The organism is Cupriavidus sp. HPC(L), assembly GCF_000307735.3.
Taxonomy (GTDB): Bacteria; Pseudomonadota; Gammaproteobacteria; order Burkholderiales; family Burkholderiaceae; genus Cupriavidus.
Window position 1 is genome coordinate 1 of the sequence record NZ_AMPR02000063.1, and the last position, 11,266, is coordinate 11,266.

At 67.8% G+C, this 11,266-nt stretch carries 9 protein-coding genes; 7 read left to right on the top strand and 2 right to left on the bottom strand.

Annotation, left to right across the window (positions count from 1 at the left end; genetic code table 11):
- The first annotated feature begins 359 nt into the window (after positions 1-359).
- Both B551_RS05350 and B551_RS05355 read left to right on the top strand, forming a co-directional pair.
- On the top strand, positions 360-1,619 hold the full coding sequence (locus tag B551_RS05350; protein ID WP_006577362.1) for a hypothetical protein: 1,260 nt from the start codon (positions 360-362) through the stop codon (positions 1,617-1,619).
- A 93-nt stretch (positions 1,620-1,712) separates the two neighbouring features.
- Positions 1,713-3,806, top strand: a complete 2,094-nt coding sequence (locus B551_RS05355) for a hypothetical protein (protein WP_006577361.1) — start codon at positions 1,713-1,715, stop codon at positions 3,804-3,806.
- A gap of 33 nt (positions 3,807-3,839) precedes the next feature.
- Here B551_RS05355 and B551_RS05360 read toward each other — a convergent pair whose 3' ends face one another.
- A complete protein-coding gene (locus B551_RS05360) occupies positions 3,840-5,462 on the bottom strand; it encodes a glucan biosynthesis protein (protein ID WP_006577360.1) in 1,623 nt (540 codons plus the stop codon).
- Between the two features lie 359 nt (positions 5,463-5,821).
- Here B551_RS05360 and B551_RS05365 point away from each other — a divergent pair, with 359 nt between their 5' ends.
- From B551_RS05365 to B551_RS05370, 3 genes are all read left to right on the top strand, one after another.
- Positions 5,822-6,796 carry a 2-dehydropantoate 2-reductase gene (locus B551_RS05365; protein ID WP_006577359.1) on the top strand — a complete coding sequence of 325 codons (975 nt, stop codon included), beginning with the start codon at positions 5,822-5,824 and terminating at the stop codon, positions 6,794-6,796.
- A gap of 17 nt (positions 6,797-6,813) precedes the next feature.
- Positions 6,814-6,948, top strand: coding sequence for a hypothetical protein (locus tag B551_RS27245; protein ID WP_023263627.1), 135 nt, complete (start codon positions 6,814-6,816; stop codon positions 6,946-6,948).
- A 66-nt stretch (positions 6,949-7,014) separates the two neighbouring features.
- Complete coding sequence (locus B551_RS05370; protein WP_023263628.1) at positions 7,015-7,734, top strand: GntR family transcriptional regulator; 720 nt, start codon at positions 7,015-7,017, stop codon at positions 7,732-7,734.
- 121 nt (positions 7,735-7,855) lie between these two features.
- Here the strand turns inward: B551_RS05370 and B551_RS05375 are convergent, their stop codons facing one another.
- On the bottom strand, positions 7,856-8,770 hold the full coding sequence (locus tag B551_RS05375) for a LysR substrate-binding domain-containing protein (RefSeq protein WP_023263629.1): 915 nt from the start codon (positions 8,768-8,770) through the stop codon (positions 7,856-7,858).
- 217 nt (positions 8,771-8,987) lie between these two features.
- Here B551_RS05375 and B551_RS05380 point away from each other — a divergent pair, with 217 nt between their 5' ends.
- Positions 8,988-9,989: a tripartite tricarboxylate transporter substrate binding protein gene (locus tag B551_RS05380; RefSeq protein WP_006577357.1), complete on the top strand. Its 1,002-nt coding sequence runs from the start codon at positions 8,988-8,990 to the stop codon at positions 9,987-9,989.
- 89 nt (positions 9,990-10,078) lie between these two features.
- The gene (locus B551_RS05385) at positions 10,079-11,098 is read left to right on the top strand and encodes a DUF1338 domain-containing protein (RefSeq protein WP_006577356.1); all 1,020 of its coding nucleotides are present in this window, start codon (positions 10,079-10,081) and stop codon (positions 11,096-11,098) included.
- Positions 11,099-11,266 lie beyond the last annotated feature (168 nt).

The following is an 11,266-nucleotide window of genomic DNA, read 5'->3' on the forward strand; positions in this document are numbered from 1 at the left end:
GACGGCTGCGTCACGGCCTTGGGCTGGCGCGACATCTGGCTGCCGCTGCCGCGCTCCGATTCAGTGGGCACATTCGCCGGCTGGGCGGCGGCGGTGGCGGCCCATGCCGTGCCGAGCGCCAGCAACGCCGCGCAAACACCATGTCGATGGAACAGCATGATTTCTCTCCTCGCAGGGGGATCTCGACATGGACAAGCACAACGCGGGCCAAGGTAGGCCCCTCAAAACTAAAGCGTGCGAATCGAACTTAACAGTTCGGTAACACTTCGGCCAACACTCCTGATCAGTATCGGCGAGCGAGCCGGTACTGGCACCGCCAGGGCCTGGCGGTCCGATCGATCCCTTCGACAGGAGCCATCATGACCGGCACGCCTACCGCCATTTCGCCCGCGGTCGTTGACCACCGGCCGCCGCGGGAGGCGGATACCGTTCCCCTGGGCAACGCTGCGACGATGGCGGTGCAGGCCGGCGGCAGCGCTGTCCGCCTGCGATGTCACCCTTCGCCAACCAGGCCGTTTCCATCGCGGTCGTCGGCAGACCGGGTGTCGGGCGCATGGCATGCGGTCGTGTCCCTTCTGCGGCGCAATTCGCCGACGGCGATGAAGCGGTGCGCCAGTTCGGAATCGCGTACGAGTCCGGACAAGCCGTGCCGTGCCGGTGGCGGCATCCGCCCGGCCGCGGCAGACCGGCCCCCGCAGGCAGCGCAGCCTGCCTCGTGGTCTCTGCTGCTCGATCTTCCCTTCGAGCTGCTGTGCGAGGTGCTGGCAAAGGTGCCGGCTTGCGAGCGGCATTTCGCGTTCAGTGGATCGCCGCTGTCCGCCACATGCCGGTCCTTCCATCTGGCGTGCAACACCATCTCCACGATGCGGCAATACCAGGACGAAGATGCCATCGCCCGGCGTATCGCTGGCATGCGGCGGCCCGATCAGGTCCGGTCGACCACCGACGTGCTGGCCATGCAGCCGCCCTCGATACGGGAGTGGGCCATGAAAGCGATCGTGTCGATGGCGGGCGCGATGTCCCCGGAGGACAGGCGGTACCTGATCGTCGCGGCGCTCGAGCGGGCGCGAGAACACTCCGAATCGTGGGCTCTCGAGTTGATGCGCCATTTCGCCCGCTGGATACCGCATGACGACACCGCGTCTCTCGACATGCTGACCGACTCTGCCGTTCGGCTGCCGCCAGGCAACGACGAGATCCGCCTCGCCAGATCGCGCGTTCTTGCGCAGCTGGCGCAGAGAATCAATCCCGCCGACGTGCCCGGATCGGTCCGGCGGTGGGAAACGATCTATCGGGCCATGCCGCCCGATCTGCACGGCGAGGACTATGTCGCGCTGCGCGGGCTACGTCAGGCGCTGAGCCATCTCGGCAACGACTTCGACGCCGCCTTCACGATCGGCGATCCGACGGACCTGCTGATCGATTTGCTGTCCCGGCTCGGCCAGTTGCGCGCAGCGGGATCGGATCTCCATATGGCTGCCTGCGGCGACGAAGAGCTCGGCTGTCTGCCGCTGTCCGTGCCTGGCGCCGGGCCGTCGGCCTCGCGGCTGCGCGCCTGGACCGGCGTCAAGGCCAGGGCCGTACCGCAGGCCGATCGATTGCCTGCCCATATGGTCTAGTCCGCCAGTCCGCGCGCGAGGTTGCCGACGCGGCGGCCAACGCGGTCCGGACATGCGCCTTCCCTGAAGCACCGCAGATCACTGGAGGAAACCATGCCGATCAACGCGTATGGTTCGGTTCTACATGAGGCATCGCCTCCGCGCCTGGAACACGACGCCGGAAATCGGGAATCGATGGCCAGCGGTTCCGGCCGCCAATGGCCTCCGGCCTTCGCGACGCACGCCAGGCTGTCCCGGTCGAGGGAATGGCACCTGCTCAACGAGGTCACGTACGCGGTGTGGGGAGGTGCGACGACGGGAAGAGCCGGGCTGCAGGTCGGCGCGTTCGTCACCGGGAAAATCGACACGCTGTCCATCACGTCCGTCGCGCCCGCGACCAGCGAGGCCGGCGTTGCCGGCGCCGTCTTCGCCGTCGTCGAAGCGGCCGGGGTGTTGCACCTGACATGGAAGGCGGGCTGGAAAAAGGCGGCGCTGGACGAATGCAAACGGCAACACGCCCAGGGTCATGCCCGGTTCGTCCAGGCCGATACCGGGCGGCAGGGCCGGATAGGTTGGCTGCTGGCCAGGCAGCAGGAATTGCAGGCGCCTTTGCGCGGTTTGCCGGCCGGCGAAGGGGGCAATCCGTTGTTGCCGCCGGCCCGGCATGTGCCCGATGCCGGCGGTCCGCCGAGGATGCTGGCCGATATCGCGCTCGAACTGCGGGACGTCAGGATCGGGCTCGAGAAGCAGGCGCTGGACCTGAACAACGACCTCGAACACTACGCCCTGTACGAGCAGGCGGCGAACGAACTGGGGCAGGCGGATGACAATATCCGGACGATGGGCGTGGCCGCCGCGCGTGACGTCGTCATTCAGTTGGGCGGCAGCGGATGCACCGTTGCCTCGGCGGTCGGAAGGGCCGGCGTTCCCGGCGTGGACATGGCGGCGGTCGGCATCGCCGGTGGCGTGTTCAGCGTGGCGATGGGTGTGCTGCAGATGGCAGCCGGGTTGCTGAGCTGGTATCAATCCGCGCGCCGGCTCGACGATCTTCGCGCAGCGCGTGCGCGCGCGTCGGAGTGGCTGACGCCAGACCATCGACTGCAGCGCACGGCCGCCATCGCCGATGCGTTCTACGAAGCGGCGCGCAGCGAACCGGCGGAGCCGGCGCAACGGGAACAACGTTCGCAGCAGGCGCTACAGGCGGAACTGGCCAGACGGGCGGACATCGAGCGCGCCAACGAACTGATCGACATCCTGATGCATCACCGCGAGCAGGCGTTCCAGGCCATCGAAGCGGCGGAGCGGAGCAAGATCTGGTGGTCCAGGGTCCGCACGATATACGGTGCGGTCTCCGTCGGCATCGGTGTCGCCGCGATCGTGGCCACGACGGTATTCGCGCTGATACCACCGGTGGGCATCATCGTCGGCGCCGTCGCGCTGCTTGCGGGTACGGCGTGGCTGCTGGTTGCCTGTGTACGCCTCTATCGGGACCGGAGCCTTGGTCGCGCGGAAGCGGCGCGAGATCGACAGGCGCGCGCGCAGGCGCAGCAATTCGCCGATGCCGGGCGCGACCCCAACGCGGAAGACCTGCGCGGCAACCGCCTGCTGGCCATCGACGTGCTGCTGCACACCTTGCTCGATCACGAGCACCCGGTCGCCAGAGGCGCACTGTGGGAGATCCTGGCCGCGCTCGAGATGGACCGCGCCCTGATGCACGCACTGGAGCTGCGCTCGTCCGTGCGGCTCGACGCCGTCTACGCCGATGACCGCCGTACCCTGATCGAAAGGACGCGGTGCTGCGCCTCTGCCACCGAAGAGGCGGCACTGAGGAAGATGATCGACGGCATGAGCGTGCGCAGCGATGACGCGGTGCTCGGGCTGCTGCGGCAGCTGTTCCAGGACTTCATCGAAGGCAAGACGCCGATGCGGCTGGAGTACCAGCGCCGCACCGGCGTCTTCGCGTATCTGGGCGGGAAACTGCCTGCCGGCCTGCGCCGCTGGCTGGGGCTGGGCGGGGCCGACGCGGCACGGCGAGCGCCAGTGCCGACGACCATCAGGCCTCCGATGGTGCCGGCAATGGTGCCGCCGATGGTGCCGACGATGGTGCCGACGATGGTGCCCGCCACCGAGGCGACGGAGCGGACCCCCTTGGTCGCGGCGGCGGCAATGCCGATGCCGGCCGAACCCTCGCCCGTTCGCGTTCGCTGACGCCGCGCCGGACCGGCCAGGCCGGCCGGCCGATCAGGCGTTCGTGCGGAACGGGTGGTACTGATACAGCCAGGTCTCCGACAGCGGCTTGCCGTTCAGGCGCAGGAACAGCCGCATGTCGACCGGCTCGTCGCCGTCGACGGTCAGGTCGAACTGCGCGCGCCAGTGGCCCGGTACGCCGTTGGGCACGGCCTCGGTGAAGATGTACGAGAACTTGCCGCGCGAGGCCCACAGCACGGCCTCGGGCTTGGTGCCGAACGGCAGGCCCTCGAGCGGCGCGCCCTTGAACTCGACCATGAACTTACGCACGCCCGGCGGGCGCGGCTGGCCGGGCTGGCCGCCGTTGCCCATGCGCGTGGCCACGCAGCGGGCCAGCGGCGTCGGATAGGGCTCGTCGGCCAGCCAGTGCAGGCGGTAGCGCAGGCGATAGGCGCTGCCGGCCTTGGCCGGCGCCTTCGGCACCCACATCGCGACGATATTGTCGTGAATCTCGTCATCGGTCGGGATCTCGATCAGCTGCACGGTGCCGGCGCCCCAGCCTTCGCGCGGCTCGACCCACAGGCTGGGCCGGCGCTCGTAGAAGACGCCGTCCTGGTAGTGGTCGAAATTGCGGTCGCGTTGCAGCAGGCCGAAACCGCGCGGGTTGTCGTCGCCGAACGCGGACGCGATGGTGCGCGGCGGATTGTTCAACGGGCGCCAGATGCGCTCGCCGGCGCCGGTCCACATCGCCAGCCCGTCGGAGTCGTGCACTTCGGGCCGCCAGTCGACGCCGGTGCGCTTGACCGACTCCGAGTACCAGAACATCGAGGTCAGCGGCGCCAGCCCCAGCCGGCCAACGTCCTTGCGCAGGAACAGCGCGCAGTCGACATCCATCACCACGCCCTTGGCGCGCTGCATCGTGAAGCGGTAGGCGCCGGTGACGCTCGGACCGTCGAGCAGCGCGTGCACGGTGACGGTATCGCTGCCGTCGCGCGGCGCCTCGAAATAGAAATGGGTAAAGGACGGGAATTCCTCGGGCTTGTCCGGCTGCGCGACATCGACCGCGATGCCGCGCGCCGACAGGCCGTACTGATACAGCTCGCCGATCGCGCGGAAGTACGAGGCACCGAGGAAGGCGACCCAGTCGTTCTTGCGCCAATCGAGCTTCTTCTGGTCGCCGAGGCGGCTCTCCTGGAAGCGGAAGCCGGCGAAGCCGCTGCCGCGCGGCAGCTTGCGCGCCGGGCTGTTGGCCGGCATGTCGAAATACGACTCGTCGTAGACGATCTCGCGCGCGGTGCCGCCGTTGTTCCTGGCGCCGCCGGTCTCGACCAGATGCATCCGTACCGGCACGCGGAAGAAGGTGCCCAAGTGGAAGAACGTCACCGGGAACTGGCCCGGGCCATCGGCGAACAGCGCGTCGTCGGTGCGATAGCGGATCTTGCCGTGTTCCTCGTAATCGATCCTGGCCAGGATGTCGGCCGGCGGCGAGGGCGGCGCGACATACGGCCGGCTTGCCATGGTGCGGGCCAGCTCGACCAGGCCCTCGTGGGTGAAGGGTTGGCCCTTGGCCAGCTTGATGCGGCCAGCGGCCAGCGCGGAAGCGGGAATGCCCAGTGCGGCGAGCGCAGCAGTGGCGGCGGCGGAGACCAGCACGGTCCGTCGGTTCATTTTCGGCATGCGGTGATTCGGCGTCTGGCGCCTTCAATGAAGTTGCAGAAAAGACGCCCGCTGGCGCAAAAAGTTCGACCGCTCCGTGGGGAAGCGGACGCCGCGGGCACGACAGAACGCAGCATGGTACCGCATGGTTCCGGCGCACTCGGCACTTGAAGACATGAGCAACGGACGCGGACAAGGAGCAGACGAGCCGCCGCTGAGACCGGGCTGAGACCTTGCCGGACGCTGGTTGGGAGGCTGCCTGGACCCTGCTGAACCTAGCTCGGACTTGCCCCGCACGCAAATAGAGGTTGTGATTCCGCGCTTGTGAAATATAGTATGTGATATATCAATTCACCAAAAAAGCACGGGAGACAGCCATCATGAAGGTATGTATCTACGGCGCCGGCGCCATCGGCGGCTATATCGGCGCGCAACTGGCCGGGGCGGGCGTCGACGTCAGCTTCGTCGCACGCGGGCCGCACCTGGCGGCGATGCAGGCAAACGGCGTCAAGCTGCTGATCGACGGCGAGGAACGGGTGCAGAAGGTGCGCTGCACGTCCGATCCGCGCGAGCTGGGGGAGCAGGACTATGTGTTCATCACGCTGAAGGCGCATTCGGTGCCGGGCGTGGTCGATCTGATGCAGCCGCTGCTGGGGGCGAACACGGCGATCGTCACCGGCGTCAACGGCATTCCCTATTGGTACTTCTATCGGCATGGCGGCGAGCTCGCCGGCACCACGCTGCAGAGCGTCGATCCGGGCGGCAGGCAATGGAGCGGCTTCGGGCCGGAGCGGGCAATCGGCTGCGTGCTGTATCCCGCCGCGGAGATCGCCGCGCCGGGCGTGATCCGCCACGTCTACGGCAAGAAATTCCCGCTCGGCGAGCCGGACGGCACGCGTTCGGAACGGGTGCTGCGGCTCAGCGAGGCGATGATCGCTGCCGACCTAGAGGCGCCGGTGCGCGAGGATATCCGCAACGAGATCTGGCTCAAGCTGTGGGGCAATCTGTGCTTCAACCCGATCAGCGCGCTGACGCACGCCACGCTGGACGTCATCACGTCCGACCCGGGCACGCGCGCGCTGTCGAGGCAGATGATGCTCGAGGCCAAGTCGATCGCCGAACGCTTCGGCGTGCATTTCCGCGTCGATGTCGAGCGGCGGATCGACGGCGCGGGGGCCGTGGGGGCGCACAAGACCTCGATGCTGCAGGACCTGGAGGCGGGCAGGGCGATGGAAATCGACCCGCTGCTGACCGTGGTGCAGGAGATGGGCCGGCTGGTGGAGCAGCCGACGCCGATGATCGACGCGGTGCTGTCGCTGATCAAGCAGCGCGAGCGGATGGCGCAGGCGGCGTGAGCGCGGCGGGGCCCGCCATGGCGGCCACCATGGCGCTGGCCGTGGTGACCGCCATGACGGTGACCATGGCCGGGGCGGTGCAACGGGTCGGTTGCGCCGCCGCCACGCCTGGACGATGCCGCCACATCGAACTGGCGGTGCACGCGTTCTGATATACCATATACAAAAATCGAAAGAGCGATCCCATGTCCGTGCAACCCGCGCAACGTCAAGCCGAGATGTCTTCCGCCACTGCCTCAGATGCGCCTCCCCCGGGCCTGGCGCTGTCGCTTCAGCCCATCAATGCCGGCGCGAGCCTGCGCGACCAGGCCTACGCGATGCTGCGGCAGGCGATCGCCGATGCCGACATCTACCAGTCGCGCGAGGAGATCCGGCTCGACGAGCGCGTGCTCAGCGAAGCGCTGGGCGTCAGCCGCACGCCGATCCGCGAGGCGATGACGCTGCTGGAGCAGGAAGGCTTCCTGCGCACGGTGCCGCGCCGCGGCATCTACATCATGCGCAAGACCAAGCGCGAGATCGTCGAGATGATCCAGATGTGGGCCGCGCTGGAGAGCATGGCCGCGCGCCTGGCGACGCTGCATGCCACCGACGAAGAAATCTCGCGCCTGCGGCATATGTTCGACAACTTCCGCGACACCACGCCGGCCGAGCATATCGAGGAATACTCGGACGCCAATATCGCGTTCCATCAGGCGATCGTGCAGCTGTCGAAGTCGCAGATCATCATGGACACGATCAAGAACATCTTCATCCACGTCCGTGCGATCCGGAAGATGACGATCTCGCAGAGCGACCGCGCCGCGCGCTCGATCGTCGACCATCTGCGCATCATCGAGGCGCTGGAAAAACGCGATACCGAACTGGCGGAACGGCTGGTGCGCCAGCATTCGCTGGACCTGGCCGACTACGTCGAGAAGAACTGCGATTTTCTCGACTGACGACGGCCCCGCGGCACGCGGCGCAAGCATCGAAGGCCGGCTCGCCGGCCTTTTTTCATGTCCCCGCCTGAATCATGTCTCCGCGGCATCCTGTCCCCGCCGCATCATGGCCGCACCCGCATCACGCCCGCGCCTGCGTCTCCCGCACGAATTCCGAGGCCGACTCCAGCAGCCATTCCCGCAACCGCGACATCGCGTCGCTGATCGGCTGCATTTCGGGATAGACCAGGTAGTACCCGCCCGATGACGGCATTGCCAGCGGCACCGGCATCACCAGTTCGCCTTCGTTCAGGTAGCGCTCCACCAGGAAGCGCGGCACCAGCCCGATGCCCAGCTTGGCGCGCGCGGCGGCGATCACCATGCTGTGGTGATCGTAGCGCGTGCCGCGCATCGCATTGACGTCCTCGACGCCCGCGAGGCGCATCCACTGTTCCCACTCGAACTGGCGCGTCGACAGATGCAAAAGCTCGGCCCCGGCGATATCGGCCGGGCGGATGCGCTTGCGGCCGCCGAAATAGTCGGGATGGCAGACCGGCACGGACTCCTCGGGAAACAGCGGGTCGGCGCGCGCGCCGGGGTAGTGCGGCTCGCCGAAGTGGATGGCGGCGTCGAAATCCGTTCCGTCGAACAGGAACACGTCCGAGCGCGCCGTGAGGTTCAGCACCACCTGCGGATGGCGCGCGTAGAAGTCGGGCAGCCGCGGGATCAGCCATTCGACCGCCAGCGTCGGCAGGCAGGCGAGCTCGACGATGCCGCCGCTGCCCTCGTGCGCCATGATGTCCAGCGTATCGCGCTGCAGCTTGCGCAGCGTTTCGCGGACCTGCCGGCTGTACAGCGTGCCGGCCGGCGTCAGCGTCAGCCGCTGGTTGACGCGATGGAACAGCTGCACGCCGAGCTGGCTCTCCAGCGTGGCGATCTGCCGCGACACCGCGCTCTCGGTGACGTAGAGATCGGCCGCCGCGCGGCGCAGGTTCAGATGCGAGGCGGCGGCCTCGAAGGCGCGAAGACTGGACAGGCTGGGGACGCGAAATGCCATTGGCGCGATGGGGTGGAACGTGGTTGCGAAGTGGGCAGCACGTGGGCAGGACGTGGGTGCGACGTGGCCGGCAAAGTTGATGCGTTTTTCTCATCAACCCCGGCAAATTTCTCGCTTGAGCGCGGTCCGGCGATGAGAAAGAATCGGCGCCGTAGCAAATACCAAAGCCGATACCAACACCAATACCAACACAGCAAGAGCCCCCGGAGGAGACCGCATGACACCGATCAAATCGTCCCGCATCCTTGCCGCGATCGCGGCAGCCGCGCTGACCGTGCCGATGAGCGCGGGCATCGCGCAGGCGCAGGAATTTCCGAACAAGGCGGTCCGCATCGTCGTGCCGTACCCGCCGGGCGGGACGACCGATATGGTAACCCGGCTGATCGGCGATCAATTGTCCAAGGTCTGGGGCCAGCCGGTCATCGTCGACAACCGTCCGGGCGCGGGCGGCATCGTCGGCACCAGCCTGGCGGCCAAGGCACCGGCCGACGGCTATACGCTGCTGATGGGCTCGGTCGGCGAGTTCGCCATCAACCCGACGCTGTACCGCAAGCTTGCCTATGACGTCGCCGATTTCGCGCCGGTGTCGCTGGTCGCCCGTGTGCCGAACGTGCTGGTGATGTCGCCGTCGTTCGCCGAGCGCTCGAAGGTGATGTCGCTGCCCGATTTCGTCGCCTACGTGAAGGCCCATCCGAAGAAGGTCAACATGGCCTCGGCCGGCAACGGTACCTCGACCCATCTGGCCGGCGAACTGTTCCAGCGCATGACCCACACCGAGATGAGCCACGTGCCCTACAAGGGCAGCAGCCCGGCGATCTCCGACATGATGGCCGGCAATGTCGACGTGATGTTCGACAACCTGCCCGCCTCGCTCGAATTCATCCGCGCCGGCAAGCTGCGGCCGCTGGCCGTGACCTCGGCGCAGCGCTCGCCCGCGCTGCAGGACGTGCCGACGGTGGCCGCGGCCGGTCCGGTGCCGGGCTTCGATGCGACGCCGTGGTTCGGGCTGTTCGCCCCCAAGGGCGTGCCGCCGGCGGTGGCCGAGAAGATCGCCAGGGACCTGGCGGTCGCGCTGAACGATGCCAGGATCCTCGGCCGCATGCGCAATATCGGCGCCGAGCCCGCCTTCAACTCGCCGGGCCAGTTCGCCGAGCTGGTCAAGCGCGACCGCGAGAAGTGGGGCGAGGTCGTCAAGCAGTCGGGCGCCACCATCGACTGATGCAGATTCCCCGGGGCCGGCCCGTCGCAAAGGCGCGGGCCGGCCGCTTTTTTGTCTTCTGTTGTCTTCCCTTGCATTACGAGCTTTCCATGTCCGACCACATCCTCTCTCTGGTGTCCGCCTGCGTGGGCGCGACCAAGGCCGCCAAGCTGCTGTCGCTGATCGAAACGCCCGCGGGCCTGCCCGCCGGTGCCGCCGGCCAGCCCAGCCGTGCCGAAATCGCTCACGCGCTGAACGTGGTGCTGTTCGACGGCATCCTGACCCGCGTGCCGACCGGCCGCGAGTACACCGAGGATGTCGCCGCGGCCGGCGGCAAGGTGAATTTCGACCATGGCGCGCTGCGCACGGTGGCGTGGCGGGCCAATGGCCAGCTGCCTCCGGGCGAGGCCGCCTTCACGCGTTTCCTGCGGCCGCTGGGTTACCGCCTGAACGGCACCTATCCGCTGGACCGCATCGGCATGACCGGCCGCTCCTACGCGCACGAGGACGCGCCGGACGGCATCGCGCAGTTCTTCGTCAGCGAGTTCCACCCCGAGCGCTTCAGCGCGGAGCTGCAGGCGGCGGTCACCCGCGTGGTTTCGACGTCGGTCGACCCGCTGCGTCCGGACACGGTCGCGCTGCTGTGGAAGCTGGACCGCGACCGCGCGCTGCCTTTGGCCGAAGCCGTTCACGTGATCCGCAACCTCACCGCCTGCTTCGAGCGCCATCACGCCACGCCCCGGCTCGAGGACTACCAGCGCATCCTGCAGGAATCGGCGGAGATGGCGTGGATCGCCACCGAAGGCAATGCCTTCAACCATGCGACCGACCGCGTCGAGGACGTGTTCGCGCTGAGCGACCAGCAACGCGCCCTCGGCCGTCCGATCAAGGAGAAGGTCGAGGTCTCCGGCAGCGGCCGCGTCAAGCAGACCGCGTTCCGCGCCGATCCGGTGATGCGCGAGTTCGTCGGCGCGGCCGGCGAGATCGTGATGCGCGAGGTGCCGGGCTCGTTCTACGAGTTCATCACGCGCGACCGCTACGCCGATGGCGCGAGCCAAAGCAAGCTGGATCTGGGCTTCGATGCCTCCAACGCGCAGGGCATCTTCAAGATGACCGCGGCCACGGTCTGAGGCTGCGCAGATGTCGTCCAGCAAGGAGCTGATTGGGTATCTGTCGCAGGCCCATCCGGACCTCGACGTGCTGACCGATGCCACCGACCGCGCCGGCTACGAGACCGGCGCGCGCTACGGCGCCGGCACCGCCGCGGCGGTGGTGCGGCCCGCCACGCGCGAGCAGGT

Excerpts from the sequence above, each read along its gene's own strand:
- B551_RS05350 (WP_006577362.1), top strand. The coding sequence starts at position 360 with ATGACCGGCACGCCTACCGCCATTTCGCCCGCGGTCGTTGACCACCGG.
- B551_RS05375 (WP_023263629.1), bottom strand. The coding sequence starts at position 8,770 with ATGGCATTTCGCGTCCCCAGCCTGTCCAGTCTTCGCGCCTTCGAGGCC.
- B551_RS05360 (WP_006577360.1), bottom strand. The coding sequence starts at position 5,462 with ATGCCGAAAATGAACCGACGGACCGTGCTGGTCTCCGCCGCCGCCACT.
- B551_RS05355 (WP_006577361.1), top strand. The coding sequence starts at position 1,713 with ATGCCGATCAACGCGTATGGTTCGGTTCTACATGAGGCATCGCCTCCG.
- B551_RS05370 (WP_023263628.1), top strand. The coding sequence starts at position 7,015 with ATGTCTTCCGCCACTGCCTCAGATGCGCCTCCCCCGGGCCTGGCGCTG.
- B551_RS27245 (WP_023263627.1), top strand. The coding sequence starts at position 6,814 with ATGGCGGCCACCATGGCGCTGGCCGTGGTGACCGCCATGACGGTGACC.
- B551_RS05365 (WP_006577359.1), top strand. The coding sequence starts at position 5,822 with ATGAAGGTATGTATCTACGGCGCCGGCGCCATCGGCGGCTATATCGGC.
- B551_RS05380 (WP_006577357.1), top strand. The coding sequence starts at position 8,988 with ATGACACCGATCAAATCGTCCCGCATCCTTGCCGCGATCGCGGCAGCC.
- B551_RS05385 (WP_006577356.1), top strand. The coding sequence starts at position 10,079 with ATGTCCGACCACATCCTCTCTCTGGTGTCCGCCTGCGTGGGCGCGACC.